This window comes from Shewanella donghaensis (assembly GCF_007567505.1).
GTDB lineage: Bacteria > Pseudomonadota > Gammaproteobacteria > Enterobacterales > Shewanellaceae > Shewanella > Shewanella donghaensis.
On record NZ_CP041783.1, the window covers coordinates 3,997,372 to 4,024,346 of the forward strand.

At 40.2% G+C, this 26,975-nt stretch carries 19 protein-coding genes and 1 riboswitch; of the genes, 14 read left to right on the plus strand and 5 right to left on the minus strand.

Going from position 1 to position 26,975, the window contains the following annotated elements; all coding sequences use genetic code 11:
* Positions 1-75: 75 nt before the first annotated feature.
* Positions 76-639 carry a mechanosensitive ion channel domain-containing protein gene (locus tag FPK91_RS17110; RefSeq protein WP_144212703.1) on the minus strand — a complete coding sequence of 188 codons (564 nt, stop codon included), beginning with the start codon at positions 637-639 and terminating at the stop codon, positions 76-78.
* Between the two features lie 145 nt (positions 640-784).
* Here FPK91_RS17110 and FPK91_RS17115 point away from each other — a divergent pair, with 145 nt between their 5' ends.
* The 5 genes from FPK91_RS17115 to FPK91_RS17135 all read left to right on the plus strand — a co-directional run bounded on the left by FPK91_RS17115 (position 785) and on the right by FPK91_RS17135 (position 7,182).
* Positions 785-1,531, plus strand: a complete 747-nt coding sequence (locus tag FPK91_RS17115) for a spermidine synthase (protein WP_144212705.1) — start codon at positions 785-787, stop codon at positions 1,529-1,531.
* A 238-nt stretch (positions 1,532-1,769) separates the two neighbouring features.
* Positions 1,770-2,339 carry an alkyl hydroperoxide reductase subunit C gene (gene ahpC, locus FPK91_RS17120; protein ID WP_144212707.1) on the plus strand — a complete coding sequence of 190 codons (570 nt, stop codon included), beginning with the start codon at positions 1,770-1,772 and terminating at the stop codon, positions 2,337-2,339.
* 171 nt (positions 2,340-2,510) lie between these two features.
* On the plus strand, positions 2,511-4,100 hold the full coding sequence (gene ahpF, locus FPK91_RS17125; protein ID WP_144212709.1) for an alkyl hydroperoxide reductase subunit F: 1,590 nt from the start codon (positions 2,511-2,513) through the stop codon (positions 4,098-4,100).
* A gap of 179 nt (positions 4,101-4,279) precedes the next feature.
* Positions 4,280-5,389 carry a GGDEF domain-containing protein gene (locus tag FPK91_RS17130; RefSeq protein ID WP_144212711.1) on the plus strand — a complete coding sequence of 370 codons (1,110 nt, stop codon included), beginning with the start codon at positions 4,280-4,282 and terminating at the stop codon, positions 5,387-5,389.
* Positions 5,390-5,562: 173 nt separating this feature from the next.
* Positions 5,563-7,182 (plus strand): methyl-accepting chemotaxis protein, encoded by a 1,620-nt coding sequence (locus tag FPK91_RS17135; protein WP_144212713.1) that lies wholly within the window; start codon positions 5,563-5,565, stop codon positions 7,180-7,182.
* A 216-nt stretch (positions 7,183-7,398) separates the two neighbouring features.
* Here FPK91_RS17135 and FPK91_RS17140 read toward each other — a convergent pair whose 3' ends face one another.
* Positions 7,399-8,094, minus strand: coding sequence for a hypothetical protein (locus tag FPK91_RS17140; RefSeq protein WP_144212715.1), 696 nt, complete (start codon positions 8,092-8,094; stop codon positions 7,399-7,401).
* Between the two features lie 301 nt (positions 8,095-8,395).
* Here FPK91_RS17140 and FPK91_RS17145 point away from each other — a divergent pair, with 301 nt between their 5' ends.
* The 5 genes from FPK91_RS17145 (at position 8,396) to FPK91_RS17165 (ending at position 16,711) form a co-directional block, all read left to right on the plus strand.
* Positions 8,396-12,070: an ATP-binding protein gene (locus FPK91_RS17145; protein WP_144212717.1), complete on the plus strand. Its 3,675-nt coding sequence runs from the start codon at positions 8,396-8,398 to the stop codon at positions 12,068-12,070.
* Positions 12,071-12,078: 8 nt separating this feature from the next.
* Positions 12,079-12,732 carry a hypothetical protein gene (locus tag FPK91_RS17150; protein WP_168926960.1) on the plus strand — a complete coding sequence of 218 codons (654 nt, stop codon included), beginning with the start codon at positions 12,079-12,081 and terminating at the stop codon, positions 12,730-12,732.
* Positions 12,733-12,783: 51 nt separating this feature from the next.
* Positions 12,784-14,004 carry a phosphoenolpyruvate carboxylase gene (locus FPK91_RS17155; RefSeq protein WP_144212721.1) on the plus strand — a complete coding sequence of 407 codons (1,221 nt, stop codon included), beginning with the start codon at positions 12,784-12,786 and terminating at the stop codon, positions 14,002-14,004.
* Positions 14,005-14,579: 575 nt separating this feature from the next.
* Entirely contained in the window at positions 14,580-15,821 is a 1,242-nt protein-coding gene (locus FPK91_RS17160; RefSeq protein ID WP_144212723.1) for a dicarboxylate/amino acid:cation symporter, read from the plus strand.
* A gap of 134 nt (positions 15,822-15,955) precedes the next feature.
* Positions 15,956-16,711 carry a thioredoxin family protein gene (locus tag FPK91_RS17165; protein ID WP_144212725.1) on the plus strand — a complete coding sequence of 252 codons (756 nt, stop codon included), beginning with the start codon at positions 15,956-15,958 and terminating at the stop codon, positions 16,709-16,711.
* 148 nt (positions 16,712-16,859) lie between these two features.
* Here the strand turns inward: FPK91_RS17165 and FPK91_RS17170 are convergent, their stop codons facing one another.
* Complete coding sequence (locus FPK91_RS17170; protein ID WP_144212727.1) at positions 16,860-17,852, minus strand: class 1 fructose-bisphosphatase; 993 nt, start codon at positions 17,850-17,852, stop codon at positions 16,860-16,862.
* Positions 17,853-18,119: 267 nt separating this feature from the next.
* Between FPK91_RS17170 and FPK91_RS17175 the strand changes: the two genes are divergently transcribed.
* Positions 18,120-20,384, plus strand: a complete 2,265-nt coding sequence (locus FPK91_RS17175; protein WP_144212729.1) for a S9 family peptidase — start codon at positions 18,120-18,122, stop codon at positions 20,382-20,384.
* A gap of 215 nt (positions 20,385-20,599) precedes the next feature.
* Here the strand turns inward: FPK91_RS17175 and arcA are convergent, their stop codons facing one another.
* Positions 20,600-21,316 (minus strand): two-component system response regulator ArcA, encoded by a 717-nt coding sequence (gene arcA, locus FPK91_RS17180; RefSeq protein ID WP_102526580.1) that lies wholly within the window; start codon positions 21,314-21,316, stop codon positions 20,600-20,602.
* Between the two features lie 703 nt (positions 21,317-22,019).
* Between arcA and FPK91_RS17185 the strand changes: the two genes are divergently transcribed.
* The 3 genes from FPK91_RS17185 (at position 22,020) to FPK91_RS17195 (ending at position 25,724) form a co-directional block, all read left to right on the plus strand.
* A complete protein-coding gene (locus FPK91_RS17185) occupies positions 22,020-22,454 on the plus strand; it encodes a DUF3293 domain-containing protein (protein ID WP_144214523.1) in 435 nt (144 codons plus the stop codon).
* Between the two features lie 399 nt (positions 22,455-22,853).
* Positions 22,854-23,030: riboswitch (Lysine riboswitch) on the plus strand.
* Between the two features lie 185 nt (positions 23,031-23,215).
* Positions 23,216-24,565, plus strand: coding sequence for a lysine-sensitive aspartokinase 3 (lysC, locus tag FPK91_RS17190; RefSeq protein ID WP_144212731.1), 1,350 nt, complete (start codon positions 23,216-23,218; stop codon positions 24,563-24,565).
* Between the two features lie 16 nt (positions 24,566-24,581).
* The gene (locus tag FPK91_RS17195) at positions 24,582-25,724 is read left to right on the plus strand and encodes a succinylglutamate desuccinylase/aspartoacylase family protein (protein ID WP_144212733.1); all 1,143 of its coding nucleotides are present in this window, start codon (positions 24,582-24,584) and stop codon (positions 25,722-25,724) included.
* A 105-nt stretch (positions 25,725-25,829) separates the two neighbouring features.
* Here the strand turns inward: FPK91_RS17195 and FPK91_RS17200 are convergent, their stop codons facing one another.
* Positions 25,830-26,960 carry a site-2 protease family protein gene (locus tag FPK91_RS17200; protein WP_144212735.1) on the minus strand — a complete coding sequence of 377 codons (1,131 nt, stop codon included), beginning with the start codon at positions 26,958-26,960 and terminating at the stop codon, positions 25,830-25,832.
* Positions 26,961-26,975 lie beyond the last annotated feature (15 nt).

Sequence of the window (26,975 nt, forward strand, 5' to 3'; positions counted from 1 at the left end):
ATTCCACAAGCTCTTATCAAGAAGGATAAGGGCCAAGCTTTAGGATAACTAAAGGTTTATGTGCTTCATAAACCTTTACAGTTTTTGAGTTGTGTCATCAATGACTGTTTCGACACTATTGGCACTATCTGCATTAACGTCAGCGACTTTCCCTTGATGTGGTAATTTGATTACCGCTTTTTGTAGCATCAAACTATTAGGGTAAGTCATCACATCCCCTTGCTCACGCTTTAGAATAACGTGAAATAGACTTATCTCTATAATAATCCCGGTCATATCCTCATCTTTATCAACAATTTTTATCTTGTCACCAATGCGATACGGACAGGCAAAGAAGATTAAAATGCCTGCGGTAATATTACTTAATATGGACCACTGAGCAAATAAGGCTACGCCTAGCACTGCAAACGCTGATGACACGAACAAAGAGACTTCTTGATATCCCAATCCCAATGAAATCGCCATAATCGACGCGGTAATAAAAAATAATAAATAGGATACTAGCCGGGTAACTAATAGGCTTCTTACTTCATTAATCTGTTTTTTTTGTGCTTGTTTATCAATCAATAATTTTAATTGGTGTTGGATGAAAAAAAACACTGCCAAGCAGCCGAAGCAAATCAATATTTGAGTATTCATGGGCGTTAATTCACTATTCAGAGTTAAGTTAATAAACATATCGTTTAGAGTGGCTATTTATACTGTAAACTAGGCCGCTTGCAAATATATTCGTCAAGCTGGGATGTAATCAAGTCAAAGCTGACGAGTCGTAGAGTGTTAAAAAATGTCAGAGTATCAACAGTTGCACCATGTTAGTGACGAAATCGGCCCCATTTATGTTTTAGATGATGGTGATTTTCGGGTCTTGTCATTTGGTGATAACGATGAACAAAGTAAAATTCTAAAGTCAGCGCCGCATATTCCTCAACATACCTATATTCAGGCAATGTTAGCAGTGTTGTTATTTAACAAACCCAAAAGTGCCATAATTCTCGGGTTGGGCGGCGGAGGCCTAGTGCATGCGCTTAGGCGCTATGATGCTGCTATAAAGTTAACGACTGTTGAATTAAGAGCTGATGTCATTGATGTCGCCAAACGCTTTTTTCAATTACCAGTGGGTAAAAAGCTTAATGTTATGCATCAGGATGGTAGCGAGTTTTTAATCAATGGTAACCACAAGAAAGTGGATATTATTTTTGCTGATATGTATATCGAGCAGGGCGTTGATGAAAAACAGCTAACCAGTGAATTTATCGGTCATTGTCATAAAAGCCTTAAAGCTGAAGGTTTCTTAGTGCTCAATTGTTGGAAAGAACACAGTAAAAGTGAATTACTAAAGCAAGTGTTGTCAGCGCAGTTTGCCAATGTTTACGCGACGTTAACCGGTGGTGGTAATTGGGTTATTTATGCCAGTAAGCAACCTAACTCTTTCAGTGCAGCTTATAATAAACAGCAATTACAGCAGTTATCACAGCAACTTGATTACCCTGTGGGACGCTCGTTAACTCGCTTTACTCAATGGGAAGAGTGATCTTCACCCTAGCCGCATTATGTTGGTTTATCTAACTAGGTAAGTACAGGTTCCAGAAAAGAGTCGGTTATCGGTTTTTTAGATAGTCGGCTTTTATTTTACCTCCAATTTCTAAAAAACCGATTAGGGTGATAGTTTTTATCCGTTATATTTAATTCTAAGTTATCGCTATTATCTATTCCATCAAACGGATAAAGCCAAACACTTAATTAGAATTTACCTATTTCGGAGCGACACTATGACTCAATCAATTATCAACTCAACAATCAAACCTTTTTCAGCAACAGCTTTTCACAACGGTGATTTTGTTTCAGTTACCGAGCAAGATTTATTAGGCAAATGGTCAGTAGTATTTTTCTACCCAGCAGATTTCACTTTCGTATGTCCAACAGAATTAGGCGACATGGCTGACCATTACGCTAAATTACAAGAAATGGGTGTTGAAGTTTACTCAGTATCAACTGACACACATTTTACTCATAAAGCATGGCATTCAAGTTCAGACACCATCGGTAAAATTACTTACCCAATGATTGGTGACCCAACTGGCGCAATTACTCGCAATTTCGGTGTGATGATTGAAGAAGACGGTTTAGCACTTCGCGGTACATTCGTAATGAACCCTGAAGGTGAAGTTAAAGTTGCTGAAGTTCACGACCTAGGTATAGGCCGCAGTGCATCTGAATTAGTTCGTAAAATTCAAGCCGCACAGTATGTTGCAACACATGATGGCGAAGTTTGTCCTGCTGCATGGCAGCCTGGTGAAGCAACATTAGCACCATCAATTGACCTAGTGGGTAAAATCTAACTCCACAGTCATTATTAGCTCCATTAGCTTACTCAACTCATCACTGAGTAAGCTAAGTTTTTCATTACCCTCTCCATCAATCAACCTAGTCCCCCTGACATAACATCGATAGTCGTTGTTATGTTCTAGGTTGATATTTTTTGCTCAACCTCATTCATTAGGAGTACACGTATGTTAGATGCGAATATTAAAAATCAACTGAATACCTATCTGCAAAACCTTAAACGACCAGTTGAACTTGTCGTATCTGCAGACGCGAGTCCTAAATCTCAAGAACTTGCAGCATTAGCGGCGGATATTGCCAGTTTATCGAGCCTAGTTTCTGTTATTGATAAGCAGGGCGTAAGAACACCGTCTATGAGTATTGTAAATCCGTTGTCTGGCAGTAATATTACTTTTGCAGGTTTGCCAATGGGGCATGAGTTCACTTCCCTTGTTTTGGCATTACTGCACTCTGGCGGTCATCCAGTAAAATTAGCAGATGACATTGTCGAACAAATTAAACAGTTGCCAGGCGAGTTTCATTTTGAGACTTACGTGTCATTAAGCTGTCAAACCTGTCCTGAAGTGGTTCAGGCACTGAATATGATGGCGGCAATTAACCCTAATATCACTAATGTGATGATTGATGGCGCATTATTCCAAGATGAAATTAATGACCGTAATATCATGTCAGTACCAACGGTATATATGAATGGCGAACCATTCTCAGTTGGTGCCATTAGTGTGGTGGAAATTTTAAATAAGTTAGATACCAATGCTGTGGCAAGAACAGCTGAGCAATTGAACAATAAGCAACAATTTGATGTGTTGGTTGTTGGTGGCGGCCCAGCGGGTGCATCTGCAGCCATTTACGCAGCACGAAAAGGCCTTAGAACCGGCATCGTGGCAGATAAATTTGGTGGCCAAGTTGCTGAAACTGTCGGTATTGAAAACTTTATTTCAGTCTCTAAAACGGAAGGCCCTAAACTGGTCGCAAATCTTGAAGCTCATGTGACAGATTACGACGTTGATATTATGGATAACCAACGCGCACTTTCACTTAAATCCGGTGATCGTTTTGACATCGAACTTGAAAGTGGCGCAATTCTATCAAGTAAGACGATTTTATTGGCAACGGGTGCACGTTGGCGTGAAATGAACGTCCCTGGTGAGCAAGAATACCGAGGCAGTGGCGTGGCCTATTGCCCGCATTGTGATGGCCCGTTATTTAAAGGTAAGCGTGTAGCGGTTATTGGCGGCGGTAACTCAGGCATTGAAGCCGCAATAGATTTAGCCAATATTGTTGAGCACGTTACTGTACTTGAATTTGATACCAGCTTGCGAGCAGATGAAGTGTTGCAGCGTAAAGCCAATTCAATGGGCAATATCACCATTATTACTCAAGCTATGACTACCGAAGTTTTGGGTGATGGAAAACGGGTAACAGGGCTAACTTATACCGATCGCAGTACTAACGAGTCACACAATGTCGCGCTTGAGGGGATTTTTGTTCAAATCGGTTTAGTGCCAAATACTGAATGGTTAAAAGACACTGTAGAGTTAACTAATCGTGGTGAAATTATTGTTGATGGCAAAGGTCAAACTTCCATATCAGGCGTATTTGCCGCAGGTGATGTGACTAATTCTGCTTATAAACAAATCATTATCGCCATGGGCAGTGGAGCAACAGCCTCTTTAGGGGCTTTTGATTATCTCATTCGACACAGCGAAGATGAAATAGCAGAAACTGAAACAGCTAACGACAGTGTCGCAGCGTAACAATCTAGCGTAAAACATCAGTACTCAATTAAAACAGCTATCATCCGTTAGCTGTTTTTTTCATTAATTTTCCGTTATTAGAGCGGTAATTTAAAATTTCGCTATTTAAATGATTTAATAGCATCATCTTTTAAATAATCGCTATAATCAAAAGTATAGAATACTGACTGAAATTATTAATGACACAAAAAACGCCTTCATTCGAGCAATTGTTGCACATTGAAACTCAACAATATCTGGCTAAAAGTAGTCGGTGGTTAGCAGTCTTGTCGTTAGTTTTAGGTTTAGTTATTCTGATATTTAAACAAATCAACAACCCCGTCATGAGTGCTTGGCTTACCTATATAAGTACTTTACCCGTAATCTTTGTTTCACTTTATGCCTGCTTTAAAAAATTTCCGATTGATAAGTTGGGAAAGACTAAAAGTTATTCAAGTTATTATCGGTTTACTTTCTTACTGCTCGTTTGCTGGCTAGTGCTGTGTTATTTGTTGTTGCTGATAGCTCCGGATTCGCAAGAGAAAGTAGAAACTGTTTTACATTTACTTATTTTTGCTTTTACTGTCGCACTATTTCCAAAACGTAATTTACTGTTATTTGTCGTGGTTATTCTCAGCGTATATATTGCCATAGTAAGAGTTAACTCATTTTCTGATGAAGTGTTCTTCCCTACATTGCGACTGTTCTGTTTTCTTGGTGTGGTTATTTCTGGCCAGCAAGTTATGGAGAAGTGGTTCCGTAAAGCGGTATTTAGAGATGCTGAAAATCGACGTTTAGTGTGTGAACTGAATCAACTTGCACTAACTGATGGATTAACCAAGTTAAGTAACCGTCGTCACTTTGATCAAATTCTTAAGCAAGAAATTCAACATGCTGAAAGAACATCCTTACCGGTATCCATTATTATTCTAGACATTGATTACTTTAAAAAGCTTAATGATAGTATCGGACACCAATACGGTGATGAATGTTTAGTCGTATTCGCGACGATGCTGAAAGAGCAAGCCAAACGACCAAGAGACGTATGTGCACGATATGGTGGAGAGGAGTTTATTATTCTGTTACCTGAAACGGATTTAGCGGGGGCCATTGGCATAGCTGAGAAAGTGAAAAGCGAACTTAACCGCTTGGCAATCGTTCACCCTGATTCAATTATTAATGAATTTGTCACGGTTTCCCAAGGTATTGCTCAATGGGAAAAAGGGATTAATGGAGATCAATTAGTTAAGCTTGCTGATGACAAACTCTATGAAGTAAAAGCAAAATCTAGAAATAATATTGCCTTTTAACTTAAGATCTTTAAATCTAAGTCGATAGTATGGATAAGTAATAGAATTGCATATATAAAAATATATCAGTGATTGATGACAATTGGGATGGTATTGCTAAATAGTAGATTATCCAAAGTCGTATCCTTTATTAAGGTTAGGCTTAAATTTTTCAGAGTGCTTTGGGGGCAAAAATGAATTGGTTTAGTAATATGTCTATCTTTAAAAAGGTGGGATTAATTTTTGTTTTGTCAGTAATTATTTTTGCCGTCAATCTAACAATAAGTATCGTGTCAATTAATAAAAATAACGACACCATGAGCTTTATGCAAGACAAGGTATCTAATCGTGTCGAATTGGCTAATCAAAATGTTATTTATGTGCAACGTTTAGACGAACTTTACACTCAGGCAGTATCATTTGCTGATGAAGATCTTATCGAAAACGCAAATAAAACCTATAAGTCACTTAATCAAAATATCAACAGCCTCATGGAAATAGATAATCCTCAATCGGCTAAACTATCAACGCTCAATCAACAATTATCTCAATATAATGATATTACCTATGATCTTGCTAAAGGCATGATTGATAGCACTTTAGATATGAGTAAAGTCGGGCAAATTATTGCAACAAAAACTCAAGTCTATGACAAATTGATGATGGGCATTCAGCAGTATAAAACCGACAAGGTCGCAGAGTTTACCAATACCATTGAAGAATCAGTTGCGCGTTCTGAAAGTAGTTTAGTGTTAACGCTCTCTATTGGTATTGCTTTACTGGTGTTAATGGCCATCGCAACAATATCAATTGCTCGCTCATTAAGTAGCTCTGCTGGGAACCTAGCTAATTCACTAGGAGAGCTAGCTGACGGTAAAGGTGACTTACGCCATCAATTGGATGTGACTGGTCGTGATGAACTTGGGCAAGTTTCAAGTAATTTTAATCGTTTCCTTAAGTTACTCGCTGATTCGATTCAGCAAGTGGTCAGTGTTACAGCTCCATTATTACAAAGTGCCGATTCTTTAAAAGAACGTATGGGAATTGCTACACAAGCGACACAAAAGCAAAGTCAAGATGCGAAAACTGTACAGCATTCAATGGAAGAAATGGGCTTATCGGTTAATGAAATATCCCAAAGTGCACGCCAAGCGGCAGAGGCTGCTGATGTTGCAGAGCAAGAAGCGACTAACGGCTTAGCGGTTGTTGCCAGCACGATCAATATCTCACAAGAGTTAAATGCTGAAATCGAAGTTGCATCAGAGTCTATCAATGAATTAGCAAAAGATACTGAAAGTGTTAATTCAATTTTGAATGTGATTACCTCTATTGCTGAGCAAACCAACTTACTGGCATTAAACGCTGCAATTGAAGCAGCAAGAGCGGGTGAACAAGGCCGTGGTTTCGCAGTGGTTGCTGATGAAGTTCGTGCATTGGCATCAAAAACCGCCGATGCGACTAAAGAAATTCGAGAAGTGTTAACTCGACTTAAAGGGGCGGCGGAGTCTTCTGTTAGTACCATGGATGTAGCCATTGGCAAAGCGTCTGAGAATGAAAAACACGCCCAAGAAACCGGTGATGTGCTTAAGTCTATCCAAGAGAAAATCGTGAGTATCAACAGTATGAATACCCACATTGCGGCAGCAACAGAGCAGCAATCTTCAGTGGCAGCGCAAGTCAGTACTAATGTGGTTGATATGAATGAGTCATTTGTACAGACATTAGATATTCTGGCAGAAGTGCAAGAGCTCTCTGATGGATTACTTGGATTCTCTGATGAGCTATCAAATGCTACATCTCAGTTTAAGTTATAAAAAATGATGAAACAGACCGTCGGTAAAGCGACTAAGCGGATTACTCTATAGCTTGAAATCAAGATAAATAGAAATAGAAACTAAAAAGCCACCATGAGGTGGCTTTTTGTTGTATGCATCTTGATCGTCAGAACTTTACAGCTTTACTTTAGCAAAGTGATTTGACTAGGTGCTTTTGCTAAGTGCCTTGGCTCCGAGCTTAGGACTCGTTGCCGGTTACTGAAATTCATAACTATAAGAAATGCCGACCTTATTGGTTTTGCCGTAATCACTCTCGGAAATAAAGCCATAGAAGTTGAATGATTGCTGCTTATCAATCTTAAAACTCGCACCACCGCCAGCCCAATAGCTAGAGTAACTATCACTGCCTCTTGCACCGCCGCCAAATGCCATTAATGTCCAACTGTCACTTATTGGTTTCATCGCAAAAGCACCAAGGTATGCACCATGACTGGTGTTTGGTACTAGAATAAAACCTTTATCATCAACCACATCATCTTCAGCAACTTCACCATCAGTGTAGTTGTAACCCGCCATGGGGAATATCTGCCAGCCTCCAGGGGAAAAGCCAAAATAACTTAACGGAATAAAAGTACCTATGCTGTAACCATTGGCGCTGGCATCGTTATCATATTCATTACGGTTAAAATTAAAGTTAATGATGCCAAAATCAAACAGCCAAGAACCGCCCACTCTCCATTCACTGCCATCATCATTAATACGTGCGTTAACCATACGAGCAGTATCAAGACCGATCGATCCTGAAAAAGTAAATTGATCGTTATAGCCCACACCGACTTTAGTGACAATTTTAGTTGGGTCTTCATGGTGCTTATCATCGGCATTAACCAACAATGACACCGGTAACGCACATAAAATGGAAAGTGATGTTAGTACATGAGCTTTAGCCATATGAAAAAGAGCGCCTATTAATAGATAGAGAGTGAGAATACTTGGGGACAAATTTGCCGCAGTCTATCAAAGCATGCTGAGTAATTTGGAATATCGCATATTCCAAATGGAATAATTTAACGGAGTTAGACTGTTTGCTGTTTTGTTAGGCGAGGGATTTGATGGAAATAGCGTATTATTTCATGCTTTTCTATAAGCAAAATTGCTTCATTAAGCGCTTTGATTTAACTTATAGTCCATAAGAGAAAACTTCCTAAAATCTTGTTTTTAGCCGTTGCGGATTGTACGCAAAAGGATGCCAATGCCAAGCTTGATCAGAATAGTGTTAATTAATACTCACCTTCCAGGTGTTGTTGAACTTCAGTTAGATGGACACACCAATATTTGTGGCACCAATGCCTCAGGTAAAACGACACTGCAACGATTAGTGCCAGTATTTTATGGTGAGTATCCTAGCCGAGTTGTGCCATCAACACGTGACAGTTTTGAGCGTTGGTATTTACCCCACGATTCAAGCTACATCATTTATGAATATAAAAAGAGTGATGGCAAGCTGTATCAAGCATTGATGGCATCAGCAGGTGACGGCAAAGGGGTCAATTACCGCTTTATTGCCAAAGGCTTTGAGCTTGATGATTATGTGAAAAACCGCAATGGCGACACCATTATTTGTCATACCATGGCTGAATTAGGCCGTGAGATGAAACGTCAGTCAGTGCCGCATACCAATTTGCTGAATACTCGCGAGTATCGCGCGATCATCCAGCATGACCGTAGTTTATTAACTACGGGCGGTAATAAGTCTGAACTAAGAAATTATGCGCATCAGTTTTCATTATGTGACAGTGAATATTCACTGCGCCATATCGAAAAGTTAGCGAAAGCGGTGCATTCTAAAGAAGGCAAAATGGAAACCGTCAAATCGATGGTTGCTGCCATTTTAGAAGAAGACGGGGTAAATCCGCCAACTTCGCGATTAAACCCACAAAGAGTTGAGAGCTGGATCCGTGAGAGTCAGTTAGTCCAAGGTTTTGAACAAATTCGTCCAGAATTTGAAAAGCTAGAACAAGAGTTTAACCAGTTACTGAGCGCCGAGCTACGTCTAGGTAGTTTAGCCAAAGGCTATCGCGGTGATGAGACTTTTGAAGCTGAGCGCCAAGAAAACAATCAAAATGAATCTAAAGATGCTAGCTTGCAACTGCGTTTACTCGATGAAGAGTGGAAAGAAGCGCGCGATGAAATAAGCCAAGAGCTATCATTCGCACAAGGTGATACCCGCAAATATGAAGCTGAACTTGATGCTATTGAAGATCAATATGAAGGCTTTTTAAATGCCGATATTGAGCAAGCTAAAGCGGATTTAGACAGTTTAGACAATTGGCGTAGCGATCTTGAAAATTTATCTGAGCGTCATAAGTTACAAACTGAAAAGCACCAAGATATTGAAGCTGCTTACAGTACGCGTCGCAGTAAAATTGCCGAACAATTACATCGTGAACTAGAGTCATTGCATCAAGAGCAAGATGATAGTCGTGAAAACTGTGATGCACAGCGTGAGTCAGCAAATAACGACTTAACGCAGCTAGAGACGCTATGGCGTGAAAAAACCGATGCTGGTAAAGCACAATTTGCTGAACAGGAATTTAAGCTAAAACTCACTCAAGGTGAATTGAAACATCAAGTTGATGGCGTCACTTACACCGAAGAAGAGAAAATGAGCTTAGCAGTTTTTGATGAGCGTATTAGTCGCGCTGATGAAGATCAGGAAAACTGTAATCAAAAAGTTGATCGCTTATCAATTGAAGAAAGAAAACTGCGCGCCAAACGCGATCAAGTCAGTGAAGCACTTCGAATCGCCAGTGTGAGAGTCAACGAACGTCTTGCTGATGTTGACGATGTCAAAGGTATATTATTCCCTCAGTCTCATACGTTATTAGAGTTCCTTCGCAAAGAATCACCAGGTTGGGAGCAAAGCTTCGGTAAGGTCATAGCGCCAGAGTTATTACACCGTACTGACTTACATCCCCATGTTGCAGACACCAATGGTGAGGCTTTATTTGGGATTGGCTTAGATCTTAAAGCGATCGATGTCCCTGATTATGCCGCTTCAGAACAAGACTTACGTTTACGCTTATCTAAGGCTGAAGAGGCGTTAGCACAAGCTGAAGAGTTAAAAGCTGAAAATGAAGATCAATTAGTCGCCATTAACGATCAATTAGATATTCTCAATAAAGATCTCACCTTCGCCCGTACAGCTTATAAAAATAGCCGAGAAGATGTGCGTCGTTTATTTGATGAAAAGCGCAGTTCACAACAGCAAATCAATCAAGCGTTATCTGACCGTAAAGCCCATGCAAGTAAACGTCTTATTCAGTTAGAAGGCGAGCTAAAACAGCAACACAATAAGCACTTAGATTGGCTAACAGAGCAAAAAGAGCAAGCACTTGAAGCGCGCATGGAAAAAAATGCCTATTGGCAAGATGTTGTCGGTGCTTTAGATAATCAGCTTGGGCAAATCAAAGCCAATATCGACACCCGCCGAACTAATGCCAAGCAAGAGCAAAAAGCTTGTGAGACATGGTACAAAAATGAGCTTAAATCTCGTGGGGTTGATGAAGCGGCAATTGTGACTCTTAAAGGTAAAATACGTGGATTAGAAACCCAAATTAGTGATGCTGAAAAGCGTCGTAGTGATGTGCTGCGATATGATCATTGGTATCAAAATGCATGGCTCATCGCTAAGCCTAAGCTGCAAACTGATTTATCTAAGGTGAAGCAAGCTGCACTAGAGTTTGAGCAGCAACTTGCCAATAAAACCACTGACGTTAAGCAGCGTAAGCAAAGCCTTGAAACCAGGAAGAAGGCATCAGATGCAGCGCAAGTTGAAGCCTCTGAAAATCTCACTAAATTACGCGCAGTGATGCGTAAATTGGCTGACCTTAAGTTACCTCCAAGTAAAGATGAAGCCGCTGGTGGCATCGGGGAACGTTTAAGACAAGGCGAAGAGTTATTACTGCAACGTGATTATTTATTGGGTTCTGTTAAGCAATACGTTGAGCACTTTGATTCAGTTATCGCCAGCAAATCAGGTTCGAGTTTAGCTGAATTTTGGGAGCGAGCTCGTGATGAATCGAGTTTCACCAATGATAAAGGCATTCGTTTACTGGATTACCGCAAGTTAGTGCCACAACTTGAGCAGCTATTGAATGTGATGGTGCCGCAATCATTAATGGCCATTCGTGAACAAGGGCGTATTTTTGGTATCGACTTAACCGCTTATTACGATGTATTAGCAGATATCGACAGACGTATCGCCTCACAAAGTGCGCGTATTACTCGAGAAGTCGGTGAAGAATTGTTCCTTGATGGGGTATCAGAATCTGCGGTTAAAATTCGTTCTCGCATTAGTGAATTAGAGTTTTGGCCTGAACTTGAAGTGTTCGTTAAAGCCTTCAAGCAATGGAAAGCTGATGGCTTTAGTCAGCTTCCTGATGAGCATTACACCTCAAGCATGCGCCGTGCGTTAGATATTATTGGCCGTTCAGCATTGAGCGGTGGTATTGCTAAGTTATTAGAAATCGAACTGCGATTAAAAGAAGGTAACAGTGACTTAATTATTCGCACTGACAGACAGCTTAATGAATCTTCAAGTCACGGTATGGCATATTTGATCTTGTGTAAGTTCTTACTGGCCTTTACCCGTTTATTACGGGGCAAAGCAGACGTCACTATCCATTGGCCTATCGATGAATTAGGCACATTGCATCACACTAACGTGAAGAAGATATTTGATGCCTGTGTCAATAACAATATCAGTGTATTAGGGGCGTTCCCAAACCCCGAATCAGAAGTACTGAACTTGTTTGCTAATCGTTACATTATTAATAAACAAACCAAAAAATTGCAGGTTGTGAAACCTAAAGCTAACCCGCTTGCTGCACGCTTAAATCAACATGCCAATAAGGAAGTCATCTAATGTCTGACATGATAGAAACTACTGAGACAACATTGGTTGGCACTGGCATGTTAATCGAGCAGCTTTTACGGGGGGAGTTTATTTGTCGCACCACCAATGAAGATGGCTGGCGTGCGCTTAAAAGCAGTTCCACTTTTGAGAAAGTTGAGCTGTACTTGAATCAAATAAACCGCACCATTTCTTCTGCGGCAGAAGGCGATGTGTTCTTTTGCGGTTATCAACAACTGGGTGAGCAAGAACGTAAAGTGATATCTAGTCAGTTTAAAGATATTTGTTCAGCGTTAATTCCCTTGGTTGAATGGTTGGTGTTAGTCCAAGAAAGTAGCGGCCAAGATGCGCCTTTAAGTGAAGGCGCACCGATACGGTTAACCGAACTTCAAGCCCGAATCGAAGATACGCCAGCGTTTATGGAGCAACTGGCTAAGTTGAGCCAATACCGCCTATTCGGTTCAACCAGTAGTAATGCCGATAACCAAATTAAATTGGTATTTAAACGGTTAGTTGAGTTGGGCTATTTGATCAAGCCAAATACTGAAAAACAGATTTATATCGCCACCGGTAAACTCGATTATTTGTATGAAGTGATCCGCTTTATTGATGAAACTGAAGGGTTAAGCCTAGAGGCGCAAGCTGAAACGGCGACTCAAAGAGATTTAATGTGAGCAAGCTAATGAGAGGGATTTTTATGAAAAACTTAACATTAGGGGATCGCGATGAGTAATAATTTACATCAAGCGGGGGTTAAGCTACTTAAGCAGTTAAGCCGTCATTCTGATGTGGTTATGGATGCCTATCTTGCGGGCTCTATCAGTGAGCAAACCCATGATGGCGCAGTGATTGAAAAGCTCAAAAAGAGTGGCATTTTATGGCGACCTGAACCCGATGAAGAGCTGCGGTTAAAACGTTCAGTGAGAGCTTTACTTGAAGAGGCGTTAAGTGATGAGCGCAATCGTCAAATTGATTCTAATGTTGGCTCGGCGCTTAGCACCATAAAAACCTTGGCGGACCACTATAAAGAAGCCAGACACAACATTGACTATAGCGCTGCAGAAGCTTATTTAGCTGACCTAAATGAACATGTATATAGCTTTACTGACAGCCTACGTTATTCAATCCGCGTATTGTGGGGGAGAATTAACAATGAATTTGGCTATGTTGGCAGTATTAACGCTAAAATTCGTGAAAATGAATTAGCCCAAAGTCAGGTATCTGAATTACTCAATGGATTAGAAATGATCCAGTTTAGTGAACTCAGTGATATTGCTGGCGATATACGTGAATTGAGACGCTTATTGGTTACCAATCTTCAAGAAACCTTGAGTCAGTGCATTCAGGAAATCAGTGCAGTACAAGGGCGCTTACTAGAACTCTTGGGTCGATTCCGCCAAATTCAGGGACGTACTCGATTATTAAAGGGCTTTTTACTGCACACCGATTTACATCCTGATTATCAGCCTGACGATCATGTAGCACACAAATTTGTGCCGAATTTGTTCAATTGTGCAGAAGCGGTTATCAAGCCTGCCAGTGTTGATGTTAGCAATGATAGCCATGAACTTATTTTGCTAGAAACTGTGGCGAAAATAAAAGCCATTAGTCGTGATTTATTGCCGCCTAAAGTGCGTGAGCACGATGTGTCAATGACGGTGGGTGAAGTGGAAGATTTTGATATTCCAGATAACCCTCTTAAGTTAGCCGTTGATGAGTATTTCTGCGCTGTGATTGATTCAGGGGTTCGACAATCAGCATTGGAATATTTAGAAGAGAATAAGTTGCAGTGGGCATCTGAGAATTGGCTTTATCAAGTGATTGGCGGCTACGAAGGTTTACCTGACGAGCATAAAGCCTATTTTGAACTTGAGCCCATAGGTCATCCTGATCCTGTTTATAGCGGTAACTTCATGATCTCTGATGTGGAGCTGTGGTTAGCTTAAATTAAGTGGTGGTTGATTTAATGCATACAAAAAAAGCGATTAGGTTTATGCCTAGTCGCTTTTTTATGTAGATGATATTAACGAATTTGTTTGATTAAGGTTACTGAGCTGAAGCTGTGGTTAACATTCTAGCTTGTCGCTTTTTAGAAATAAATGTTGCGACTAAGCAGTTTGCTAGTTTATCGCGGAATGAACACCTAAACGGCCAGTGAGCATCACTGTATTGTCTGTTTTTTTTAGAACTTAATGCTGTTGTTTTTGTGTTTTTTGGTTTTCGAAACTATAGAGTAATTAATAATAAATAATTATTAGATAAAATTGTTTATTATCAAGTTATTACTGGTGGTTGTAAATTTTACTATTCAAACCACTGCCCAACTTATTGATCTGTAACATTGTAATATGTTGCATCTTGTCTCAGTATCCACGACGTAAAAATAACTAAAATTAAATTTCAGTCGTTTTTAGTACTTCTTTGTCGCCAGCAACACTAATTTTATGGTGCAGCCAATTAAACGTTGTCGCGAATAATAAACAGTACTAAAGCCGACTTTTCACTAGGAACACGAGAACTTATGACCAAATCATTGTCTACTCGAATTTTTATCGGGTTATTTTTAGGTGTGCTACTGGGTAGCATTGTTCAGTTTGCTTTAGCTGATGTGAGCTTTTTTTCTGAAACCTTAGTCAATACTGCCAGTGGAATTGGCACCATGTTCGTTAATATGATCATGATGCTCGTTGTGCCATTGGTTTTTGTGAGTATTGTTTGTGGCGTTTGTGAGCTACAGGATTTAAAAAGCTTTGGCCGTTTGGGTGGTAAGACATTTGGCTTTTATATTATTAATACCTTAGTGGCAATCTTGGCGGCATTTGCAGTCGCTATGCTGATTGAACCAGGTAAAGGCGTCGATATGTCTAGCGACGTTGGCACAGTAATTACCGCCACTGAGTTACCAAACTTAATGCAACTGATTGTTAGCATTGTTCCGAATAACCCATTTTCGGCATTCACTTCAGGCAACATGCTGCAAGTGATCTTCATGGCATTGCTGTTAGGTGGCGTGATTAAATCAATGGGCGAAGCGGTTAGCGGTGCTGTAAAAGGCTTCCAAACAGCAAACAAAATCATGATGCGCTTAATCTCCGTGGTGATGAGTTTAGCGCCTATTGGTGTGTTTGCTTTAATGTTCAAGTTAGGTGCAACCCTAGAGCCTGCCATTTTTGTCAGTGTGGTTGAATACCTAGTGATTATTCTTGCACTGTTATTGTTCTGGATATTTGTGGTGTACCCGACTGCTGTAGGGGTCTTTACGCCAGTATCAGCATCAACTTTCCGTGCTAAAACTAAAGAACAAATCTTATTTTCGCTTTCTACAGCAAGCTCGAATGCAACCATTCCTGTGACGATGAGAACGCTAACTGACAAGTTAGATGTCAGCCGTGCAGTCGCGGGTTTTGGTGTTCCATTAGGGGCAACGATGAACATGGGCGGAGTATCAATTTACATTACTATTGCCATTTTCTTTGTTGCTAACGCCTTTGGTATGCCGATAACAGCAGATCAGATTCCATCATTGTTATTCAGTGTATTCCTATTGTCTGTTGGTGCTGGTGGTGTTCCCGGTGGTGGAATGGTGATGATTGGTGTACTGATTTATCAACTGGGTTTACCTGTGGAAGCATTCGCTATTGTAGCGGCATTGGATCGTATCATTGATATGGTACTGACTTCTTGTAATGTGGTTGGCGATACTGCGGTATTGACGATTGTAGACCAAACTGAAAAACCACATCAGGTCGATGCTAATTCGTAGCGCGTTTTCGAAGTCTAAATAGTTGCTATTGTTAATCACTCACTAAACTGTTTAATATAAAAGCCTGCAATTGCAGGCTTTTTTGTATGCGCGATTTAATTTATACCTAGCTCTTCTCTAACAAGGAACACTCAGTGAAGCACCTTCTTATATTTACACTACTCGGCAGTCTATTGATGACAGGCTGTCAATCTGCACATCATGCTGATGCATTGCCACAATACACGTTTACACCAGATGCTAATTACCCCGAAACAGTTGCAGCAACTCAGGAAAAGGCATTACAGCAGCAGAAGTTACTCTTGGTCGTGTTGGGAGCACAGTGGTGCCATGACAGTCGTGGTTTAGCAGGTAAATTCTCTGATCCCAAAATGCAAACAGTGTTGAAGCAACGTTTTGAAACGGTCTTTATTGACGTTGAATACTTTGAAGACCGCCACGCTATAGCACAACAATTCGGGTATCCAGCTTATTTTGGTACGCCAACGGTATTAGTTGTTGATCCTAAAACTAGTAAGCTTTTAAATCGTGAAACGGTGCCCATTTGGCAAAGTGGGGATAGCGTGCCGCTTGATGAGTATATTGATTACTTTAGTTACGTTGGAAAAGTTGCGCCTTTGCCTGTCATTGATTCAGAGCAGTTATCTGATTTTACACAAGCCCAAGTCGCGCGCTTGAAGCAAGCTTTTGATTATCTCCGGCCTGTATGGAAAGACGTGAGAGGGGGCACGCAGAAAGATTCAACTGAACTCTCTATTATCGCTACTGAAGTGTGGAAATTTCGCGTTCAGTTACAAAAAAATATTAATATTATGAACGAGCAACTTAGACAAAACCCACAAATAGAGCTGGTTATACCGAGTTATGAGAAGTTTAGCTGGGAGAGTTAACAGTGGGAAGTGAAAGATAGCCGCAATTTTTGAAGATAATTAGATATATTTAAACTAAATATTAAGCAATAAAAAACCGCCATAAGGCGGTTTTTTCTTGTCTCAGTACTGTATCAATATGAATTGAATCAATACGAGAAAATGACAATTAATCAATCGAAGGTTCTTCGCTGTAATCAACATCATGGTAGCTCAAGCAAGTATCAACTTCGTTGGCACTACCCAAGATAACGGCAACACGTTGATGAATAGCAGAAGGCTCGATATCTAGGATATCGCCATAGCCTGTAGAAGCTTTGCCACCAGCTTGTTCAACAAGTAATGCCATTGGGTTAGCTTCATACATTAAACGCAGCTTGTATGGCTTCTCAGGGTTCTTGTTATCGGTAGGGTATGTGAAGATACCGCCGCGACATAAAACGCGATGTACATCACCAACCATTGCAGCAATCCAACGCATATTGAATGATTTCTCACGAGGACCAATTGATCCTAGTAATAAATCAGCAACGTAGGTTTGCATAGGTGCTTCCCAAAAACGCTGATTTGACATGTTTACCGCAAATTCAGCAGTGTCTTTACTGATGCTCACTTCTGGCGTCGTTAATAAAAATTCATTGCTGTCAGGATCTAAAGTATATAACTGCGTACCTTGACCTGTAGTCAGTGCCATCATGGTTGATGGGCCATATAGCACGTAGCCCGCAGCTACTTGCTTACGACCACTTTGTAAAAAGCTATGCTCGTTAAACTCGCCTTCACCTGCTGGAAGCACTGAGAAAATAGTACCAACCAATGAGTTAATATCAATGTTTGATGAACCATCAAGTGGATCAAAGCAGACTAAGTACTCGCCATCTTTGTTTACTTCAACGACATAATCTTCTTCTTCAGAAGCTAAGCCGCGAACGTTGCCTTCAGCTTTTAACGCATCTTTGAGCATATCGTTGGTAATGACATCTAACTTCTTTTGGGTTTCACCTTGGACATTTTCTTGGTCAGTAGCGCCTAACACGCCAGCTAAAGCGCCATGACGGACTGCTTGGCTAATGGCTTTTGAGCAATCGGCTAGGCTAAGGATTAGCTGAGAAAGTGAGGCTGATACAGCTTGATTTGTAAGGGTTTGTGTCAAAGTTTGCATGCTTGTTCCTAAGACAGTAGAGGTTAAGGTCGGTAACCAGTGGTGAATGTTCTATTTTATTGCCAACGATAATACCTTAGATTTGGTCATATTACAGCGTGAATAAGATGAGCTTTATATGACAAACGGTTGATTTGTTATAAACTCGGAGCAAATACCGCTCGGAAGTTGGTTTTTAGTTAATTAATTATCTGCAGCAATAAAAATAACAACAAAAATAATAATAAGAATAAATACAAACTTTTGATTTTTTCGCAAGGATTGATAATGAATAATAAATGGAAATCGACCGCCATGTCTTTGGTGTCGGCCATACCGCTAGTATTTGCTAGTTCACTTGTTTCTGATCATGTAATGGCCTCAACTATGAAAATGACTGGTAATAAAACCCCGCTCACTATCGAACGAATTCACGCATCCCCTGCGCTTGCCGGCGCTAGCCCTAGAGGATTAAAACTGTCACCTGACGGCTCAGTTGTGACTTATCTTGCTAGTCGTGAAGACAATCAACATTTTTATGATTTGTGGCAAATGGATATTAATACCTCCAAGCGCAGTATGTTGCTTAATGCCGACAAGCTTGCTTCTGGTGAATTATCTGATGAAGAGAAAGCTCGTCGTGAACGTCAGCGTATTTATGGTCAAGGGATCATGGAATACTTTTGGGCTGAAGACAGCCAAGCACTATTGATTCCAGCTGCCGGTAAATTGTATTTTTATACTATTGCTAATCAAAAAGCGGTGGCACTGAATACCGGTGAAGGTTTTGTCACTGATGCACGGTTATCGCCAAAAGGGCGTTACGTGTCATTTGTGCGAGAGCAAAATATATACGTGCTTGAGTTAGCCAATGAAAAACTGACCCAACTAACCTTCGATGGTAAAGGGCCGATAAAGAACGGTATGGCTGAGTTTGTTGCTCAAGAAGAAATGGGCCGCATGACCGGTTATTGGTGGTCTCCTGATGAGTCATCAATTGCCTTTACCCGAATCGATGAATCTGGTGTTGAACTCGTTACGCGTAATGAAATTTATGCTGATGGTATCAAGCTAACTGAACAACGTTACCCTTACGCAGGTAAAGCCAATGTTGAAATTGAATTAGGTGTTATTCAATTAGCATCTAAAGCCGTTCAATGGATTGAATTAGGTAACGAGAAAGATATTTATTTGCCGAGAGTTAAGTGGTTACCTGATAGCGTCCACTTGTCATTTCAATGGCAAAGTCGTAATCAACAAGCATTAGATTTACGCATTGTCGAATTAGGTTCAGATACCAAAGCTAAAACGGTTATCAAAGAACGCAGTGAAGCATGGGTAAATCTTAATGATGATTTACACTTTTTAAAGCAGCAGAAAGCCTTTATTTGGGCATCTGAGCGTGATGGCTTTAATCATCTTTATTTATTTGATCTTAACGGCAAACCGATCAAGCAACTGACTCAAGGTGAATGGGCTGTTGATGCTATTGAGTTTGTTGATGAAAAAGACGGTTGGGTGTATTTTTCTGGCCGTAAAGATACTGTTGTAGAGCGTCACCTATATCGTGTTTCGCTAAGTGGTGACAAGATTGAGAAACTATCAGAAAAAGCAGGAATGCATTCAGCCGTTTTTGCTGATAATAAACCTGTTTATTTAGATTATTTCAACAGTTTACAGCAGCCGCCACAAGTGAGTTTACACAGTGAAACCGGTAAGCAACTAATGTGGGTTGAAGAGAATGCAGTTAATAAAACGCATCCTTTATATGACTTTGCTGGTTTATGGCAAATGCCAGATTTTGGTGAATTAAAAGCAGAAGATGGTCAAGCGCTGCAGTATCGCTTATTTAAACCTGCCGATTTTGATGCGGCTAAGAAGTATCCCGTTGTTGTGAGAGTTTACGGCGGACCCCATGCGCAATTAGTCGTAAACAGCTGGAGTGAAGCGGATTACTTCACTCAGTACTTATTACAACAAGGCTTTGCTGTATTTCAATTAGATAACCGCGGTTCAGCGCATCGCGGCACTAAATTTGAATATGTTATTTATCAAAACATGGGTGATGCAGAAGTTAACGATCAAAAAGTCGGTGTTGATTACTTACGTACCTTAGCTTTCATTGATGGTGATAACGTTGCTATCTATGGTCATAGTTACGGTGGTTATATGGCATTGATGAGTCAGTTTAAAGCGCCGGATTATTTTAAAGCGGCTATTTCTGGCGCTCCAGTGACTGATTGGCGTTTGTACGATACTCATTATACAGAACGATATATGGGACATCCTGATAGTAATAAGCAAGGTTATGATGCCAGCAGCATTACACCTTATGTGGAAAATTATCAGTCAGGGCTCATGATGTATCACGGTATGGCTGATGATAATGTGTTGTTTGAAAATAGCACTAGAGTCTATAAAGCATTGCAAGATGAAGGTAAGTTATTCCAAATGATGGATTATCCTGGCTCTAAGCATTCTATGCGCGGTGAGAAAGTTAGAAATCATTTATATAAATCGTTAGCTGCATTTTTGGAAAACGAGCTTAAATAATGACCTGGGCGCTTATTCTCATAGGCCTTAATATCATTGTGGCCTGGGTATTCATATTAACTGTCCGGCAGTTAATTACTCAAAACCGTCGTAAGTAGCACATGAAAGACGCGAAAAAATGACATAAAAAAAGCCAAGTCACTGACTTGGCTTTTTTGTACTCTTTTGAAATTGCCACTAACAAATTAACGGCTCACTCATTAGAGTTGAAGTATTTAGTCTTCTAAGTTACCGCAAAAACGATAGCCTTCACCGTGAATAGTCGCGATGATTTCTGGCGTATCTGGCAAGCTTTCGAAATGCTTACGGATGCGACGGATTGTTACGTCAACAGTACGGTCATGTGGCTTAAGCTCACGGCCAGTCATTTTCATTAACAGGTCAGCACGAGTTAAGATTTTGCCTGGGTTTTCTACGAAGTGAAGCATCGCGCGGAATTCGCTGCGAGGTAACTTGTAAGATTCACCTTGTGGGCTAACCAAAGAACGGCTATTGATTTCTAAGCTCCAACCATTGAAACGGTAGAATTCAACAGAACCTTTCTCTTCGATTTCAGCGCCAGCACTGTTTACGCGAGTTAATAGGTTACGAGCACGGATAGTTAATTCACGTGGGTTAAATGGCTTAGTGATGTAATCATCAGCGCCAATTTCTAAACCAAGAATTTTATCAACTTCGTTATCACGACCAGTTAGGAAAATTAGGCCAATATTATTGATTTCACGAAGTTCGCGCGCTAATAATAAACCGTTTTTACCAGGAAGATTGATATCCATAACAACAAGATTAATCTTATTATCTTGCATGGCTTTGTGCATTTCTGCGCCATCATTTGCTTCAGTTACTACATACCCTTCGGCTTCAAAAATACTACGTAAAGTATTACGGGTTACAGCTTCATCTTCAACAATAAGAATGTGTGGGTTTTGCATGTTATTTACCTAAATTAAAAACAATTTGATTCTAGTCATGTAGCACTAGGGCTGTGGCGTTATATAGCTATGAAAACGCCGATAATTTTATAAATTCACGATAGGTGTTTATCTATGTCTGCCCTGAACAAAACACGCTTCATGACTAGCTATCTTATATAAACTCTGTTTATTGCACTTATTCATTACCGCACTACTTCAACGAGTTATACGTGACATAAATGTGATCATAAAAAATCAATATTTAGATTGTATGCTGAGCATTGATAAACTCACAATCAGTCAAAAGATCTATTAAACAAACGATTTATATAAACTAAGAGATTAAATTGCGTATTAAAGTTCCTTAGCAATCTAATTTTGTTCTACATTTAATACATTACTAACAATATAGAACACATTTAAAAGCATGGACATTTATCGGAAATTTAAATCCCCGTTAAATGTAATCGCTTGTGTTACATCTTAGTGTTATGTAGCAAAATCTAGCTAGTGGTGATTATTGTACTCGTTTTAGGCATTTGTTAACAAATGAAATGTTAACAAATTTACAGAGTAGAATTGTTACAAAATTGATTTTTTAGGTAAGCTGTTGATTTTATGGTTTAATTTAAATATTGTTCTTGTGACTTAAGTCACATGAGCTTTTGTGCCAAGTATTGCTTTGCTACACTGAATCGGTCTAAATTGAGAATATTGAATGATGGATAATTTAATTGATAGTCTTTGGTGCAAGTATCAGGGAACCCATTTTTTACTAACACAGCGCATTTCTGATGGATTTTCATTCGCAATAATCACTGCACATAATCCATTTGGGAGCATATTAGCCCCTTGTCAAAATCGGTTGTTAGATGGAAAGCTACAACGAAAGATTCAACAATATAACAGTCCTTATCGTTCTTTAATTGGCGCAGCGCCTGATTTATCCCATATGGAAAAGAGTTGGGCGGTATTTATCGAAAAAGAACAAGCGTTGGATTTAGGCAGGGAATTTAAGCAGCATGCGATTTATTATGTGGATAATGGTGTTCTATCATTATTGGCATGTGGGGATGCACCCGATAAAGAAGTGTTAATAGGAGAGTTTGGTAAGCGATCTAAAGTCGTCAATGAGCTGCCCGATTTACATGATTAGCGACAGCGAGCTGTTTCTTCTTATTTCATCAAGAGTGGTTGCTAATATGATTCGAAGAATAGTTGCTGATTTTACTAAACGCTATTCAGCTATCCTTGCCCAATAGCGGTTAGTTAGATGCTAAAGCTAATCTTTTATCCAATCGTCGCCGAAAGAGTTCTTTAGTAATATTCATATTGCTCATACTCGTAATATATTCCTTTCTAAAATCTATGATTCCTATCTCTTTATGGCTGTTTTATATCAATAAAATTGATCTAAGTGCTTAAAACCGCTTTTATTCTAAAGTTAGAGCTTCAGTGTCTCTTTTACCGCATAGTGTTATTTAGTCAGTTTATGACAACTCTGAATTGACTTAGGTGGTTCTTTTTTGGTATTTTTCACTCTCTTCCTTAGGGAAGAAACAGAAGAGGAGCGTTAGCTAGGTAATAAGTTCGAGGAAAGCCAATTCCATTGACAGCTTATGAGGGAGATTAACGCCGAGATATTTGCCATGCTTGGTTGCATCCTATATCGGTCGCTTAGGTTGAATCCTGACGATTGTCACCTATTTTTTGGTGGAGAGCTTCTGGTGAAAGATTGCTGTTTCCCTTCTTTAAGGGTGCGTTATCACTGCACCAGGCTCTTCGAACGTAGTAAGTTCGGAGTGTAATCATGTTTTTAAGTAACACATTTCAATTATTTAATCGCTATTCAACTCAACAAATATCAGCCCAATCAGTCTTAGTCCAAAATCCGTCAGTTGTTACGGAGGTCTCACTATGAGTATAGTAGTTGCTAAGTTCGGTGGAACATCAGTTGCTGATTTTGAGGCCATGAATCGTTGTGCAGATATCATCCTTGCTAATGCAAATACTCGCGTTGTGGTTGTCAGTGCTTCTAGCGGTGTGACTAACTTATTAGTTGAGTTAACCCAAGCCAATGTAAACGATCAACGCCGTTTAAGCTTACTGACTCAAATTGCTCAAATTCAATATGACATTGTTGATAAACTCGCACGTCCCCAAGATGTAGCAGCGATTATCGACAAGCTGTTGAGCCAGATGTCGGTGTTAAGTGATAATTTAGTCCTTAATAGAAGTAAATCAATTATCGATGAATTACTGTCCATGGGAGAGCAATGTTCTTCATTGTTATTTTCAGCGGTAATTCGTCAAAAAGGCACACCATCAAGTGCTTTTGATGTTCGCCAAGTATTAAGAACTGACAGTCATTTTGGTAAAGCTGAGCCTAAAATTGAGCAAATTTCGACTTTAGCCACCACTCACTTATTGCCTTTACTTGCTGAGCAAGTGATCGTCACTCAAGGTTTCATCGGGGCCGATGAAGAGGGCAATACAACGACTTTAGGCCGAGGTGGTAGTGACTATTCTGCAGCATTATTAGCTGAGGCATTAAAAGCCGATGCCGTTGAAATCTGGACCGATGTTGCGGGCATTTATACGACCGACCCTCGTTTAGCACCTAATGCACGTCCAATTCCTGAAATTAGCTTTAATGAAGCCGCTGAAATGGCGACTTTTGGCGCTAAAGTGTTACATCCTGCCACGATACTTCCTGCTGTACGTCAACAAATTCAGGTATTTGTGGGGTCAAGTAAGGCGCCAGAACAGGGCGGTACTTGGATCCGTCATCAAGTAGAAAACGCGCCGGTTTATCGCGCAGTCACTTTACGAAAAGACCAAACCTTATTAAATCTACATAGTTTGCAAATGCTACATGCTCAGGGCTTTTTAGCACACACATTTGCAACGCTTGCTAAGCACAAAATTTCGGTTGATTTGATTACGACTTCAGAAGTAAACGTATCATTAACCCTCGACCAAACGGGATCTGATTCTAGTGGCCAAGGTTTATTGAGCGAATCACTGTTGCAAGAATTATCGGAAAACTGTCGAGTCAGAGTCGAAGACAAGTTAGCTTTGGTCGCTATCATTGGTAACCAGATAGCTTCAACTGCCGGCATTTGTAGTCGAGTCTTTTCTGTGCTTGAGAAGCATAATGTACGGATGATCTGTCAAGGTGCTAGCCCGCATAACTTATGTGTTTTAGTTGATGAATCTGAAGCTGCCGGTGTGGTTAATGCTTTGCATCAGAATCTATTTGAATAACGGATAAATGGTATTTATGTCATCAGTGAACGCTATAACAGGAAAGGATTCTTTACCGACAATCGCTAATGTTAAGGTGGGTGAGTTAGCCACAGGCCAGGCGCTAACGGCGCCATTGTTTAGCTTTATTGGCGAAGATTCTGCTGCGCCTAGTGTATATATTCAAGCCAATGTTCATGGGGCTGAAGTACAAGGTAACGCAGTGATACATCAGCTGATGACCTTGTTAAAAGACTATACTGTGTTGGGTGATATTCATTGTGTGCCACTAGCCAACCCTTTAGGTATTAACCAAAAAAGTGGTGAATTTACTTTAGGACGCTTTGATCCCATCACAGGGGTTAATTGGAACCGCGAGTATTACGATCACGGCATTGATATTGCGCAGTGGTTCAACGAACATCAACATCTTGCAGACAAAGAGTTGTTTAGTGCATTTCGTCATCATTTACTGAATAGCTGTCAGCAACGTTTATTAAATCCTTGGGGCATAAGTACAGGGCATCGCTTAGCGGTGACGCTACAACATATGGCCCACGATGCTGATATCGTACTTGATTTGCACACTGGGCCTAAATCTGCAAAGCATCTTTATTGTCCAGAGTATGATGCAGAATCAGCAACGTTTTTCTCAATTCCATTTTCGTTAATCATTCCCAATGAATTTGGCGGAGCAATGGATGAGGCGGCATTCTATCCTTGGTGGCAGCTAACTGAATTTGCCAGTACACAAGGTCGTAATTTCGATGTGCCAGTTGCTGCTTTTACCTTAGAGCTGGCAAGCCAAGAACGTATTGATATGGCTGATGCTAAAACCGATGCTCTGGGTATTTTGGCTTATTTAAGTCATCGAGGAGTGATTAAAGAATCAGTGAGTCCTGCAAAAATGAAGCGCTGGGGCTGTTACTTAAAGGACTATAAAAAGTTTCATGCACCTAAAGCGGGACTTGTAGAATATTGCGCGAAACCAGGGGAGCCGTTAGCGGCTGGGGAAACCCTAGTCACCTTATTAAGATTGGAGCAATATGGGAGTGACGAGGCTATGACGTCGGTTAGCTTACCGATAGATTGCGTGCCAGTGCTTCACTTTGCTTCTGCTTCTGTACATCAAGGCACTGAGCTTTATAAAGTCATGACTAATGTGTTCTCAATATCTTAATAAAGACAAAAAATTAAACCTATTCGCGTTAACGCTATTTAGCATCAAGTAATTATCTTTTCTTGATGCTAAACAGCGAGTGTTTACTGAATCAGTATTGACTGATTAGCTTCTTAATATCTCTAAAGGCATTGCCAACATATCATCACCAGATCCTGCAAAGTACCAAATAATACCAATCAGTATACCTACTGTGAGGAAGTACCATAACGCTGAAAATATTTGCCCATAACGGTCAAGTGGGAGTAAGTGACTTTGGTGACGCGTTTTCCATTCAAATACAATTTCAAGACTACCAATCAATAATAAGAATCCCAATAAGGCTAAACCCAAACTGTAACTGATCAGTACGCCTACGGCGGCACCAGCAATACAAGCCACTAAACCAACCATACTGTTCATTGAAAAAGTTATACTTTTTAATATATGGCCGCCGTCTAATGGCAGTATGGGCAATAGATTGAATAGATTTAGCAGGGCATTAAAACTGGCAAGTCCGGCAAAAAATATATTACCAGTTATCCAGTAAGCCACCATACAAGCTATTGATAATATTAGTCCGAAAGTGGGTCCCATTATTGAGATAACAACATTTTGCCAGCGAGTATTGATTCGCTCATCGCTAACGGCAAGCCCACCCATAAAGGGGATTAAGTAAATGCCTTTGGTTTTCATTCCAAAGTGTTTCATCGCTTTAATATGGCCATATTCATGTATCACCAAACAAGCAATCAGTGCTAATGCAAACTCGATTGAAAATAGCCATGAGTAGGCCGCTACACTGGCTGCAGCAAGCATGGCTTTAATAACTTTGGCACTTTTTAACAGCTTAAACCCTAAAGAGGCTAAACCGACCACACTGAATTTTTGATTTTTAACTGGCGCGACTTCAGGAGTTTGTTGTTCTATATCTTTGGTGTTGCGCTGCCCGTCTGCAATGGTTTCATTGTCGACAAGGACTGCATAATTAATCAGAAATGGTTGCCACTGAACATCACTTTCTAAGCGTACTTTCATGACTTTTTTACTGATTTCTGTAATGACATCATCGTTGCTCGACTCCGCCATTGAGCTCGGTCTTGAAAGCTCGAATTCATGGATTGTAAACGCTTGATTATCTGCCGATGCAGACTTTTGTGAGACAAGTTGATTATCCCAATAGAGTTGTTGCCAACCAGCCATAGAGCCTTCTAATCGTAGGCGCTTTCCTAGGCATTCAATGTTTAACAGTTCCATTTTTGATACTCATGT

Excerpts from the sequence above, each read along its gene's own strand:
- FPK91_RS17195 (WP_144212733.1), top strand. The coding sequence starts at position 24,582 with ATGTCATCAGTGAACGCTATAACAGGAAAGGATTCTTTACCGACAATC.
- lysC (WP_144212731.1), top strand. The coding sequence starts at position 23,216 with ATGAGTATAGTAGTTGCTAAGTTCGGTGGAACATCAGTTGCTGATTTT.
- FPK91_RS17140 (WP_144212715.1), bottom strand. The coding sequence starts at position 8,094 with ATGGCTAAAGCTCATGTACTAACATCACTTTCCATTTTATGTGCGTTA.
- FPK91_RS17135 (WP_144212713.1), top strand. The coding sequence starts at position 5,563 with ATGAATTGGTTTAGTAATATGTCTATCTTTAAAAAGGTGGGATTAATT.
- FPK91_RS17200 (WP_144212735.1), bottom strand. The coding sequence starts at position 26,960 with ATGGAACTGTTAAACATTGAATGCCTAGGAAAGCGCCTACGATTAGAA.
- FPK91_RS17160 (WP_144212723.1), top strand. The coding sequence starts at position 14,580 with ATGACCAAATCATTGTCTACTCGAATTTTTATCGGGTTATTTTTAGGT.
- FPK91_RS17185 (WP_144214523.1), top strand. The coding sequence starts at position 22,020 with ATGGATAATTTAATTGATAGTCTTTGGTGCAAGTATCAGGGAACCCAT.
- FPK91_RS17175 (WP_144212729.1), top strand. The coding sequence starts at position 18,120 with ATGAATAATAAATGGAAATCGACCGCCATGTCTTTGGTGTCGGCCATA.
- FPK91_RS17150 (WP_168926960.1), top strand. The coding sequence starts at position 12,079 with ATGATAGAAACTACTGAGACAACATTGGTTGGCACTGGCATGTTAATC.
- FPK91_RS17170 (WP_144212727.1), bottom strand. The coding sequence starts at position 17,852 with ATGCAAACTTTGACACAAACCCTTACAAATCAAGCTGTATCAGCCTCA.
- ahpF (WP_144212709.1), top strand. The coding sequence starts at position 2,511 with ATGTTAGATGCGAATATTAAAAATCAACTGAATACCTATCTGCAAAAC.
- arcA (WP_102526580.1), bottom strand. The coding sequence starts at position 21,316 with ATGCAAAACCCACACATTCTTATTGTTGAAGATGAAGCTGTAACCCGT.
- FPK91_RS17110 (WP_144212703.1), bottom strand. The coding sequence starts at position 639 with ATGAATACTCAAATATTGATTTGCTTCGGCTGCTTGGCAGTGTTTTTT.
- FPK91_RS17145 (WP_144212717.1), top strand. The coding sequence starts at position 8,396 with ATGCCAAGCTTGATCAGAATAGTGTTAATTAATACTCACCTTCCAGGT.
- FPK91_RS17115 (WP_144212705.1), top strand. The coding sequence starts at position 785 with ATGTCAGAGTATCAACAGTTGCACCATGTTAGTGACGAAATCGGCCCC.
- FPK91_RS17155 (WP_144212721.1), top strand. The coding sequence starts at position 12,784 with ATGAGTAATAATTTACATCAAGCGGGGGTTAAGCTACTTAAGCAGTTA.
- FPK91_RS17130 (WP_144212711.1), top strand. The coding sequence starts at position 4,280 with ATGACACAAAAAACGCCTTCATTCGAGCAATTGTTGCACATTGAAACT.
- ahpC (WP_144212707.1), top strand. The coding sequence starts at position 1,770 with ATGACTCAATCAATTATCAACTCAACAATCAAACCTTTTTCAGCAACA.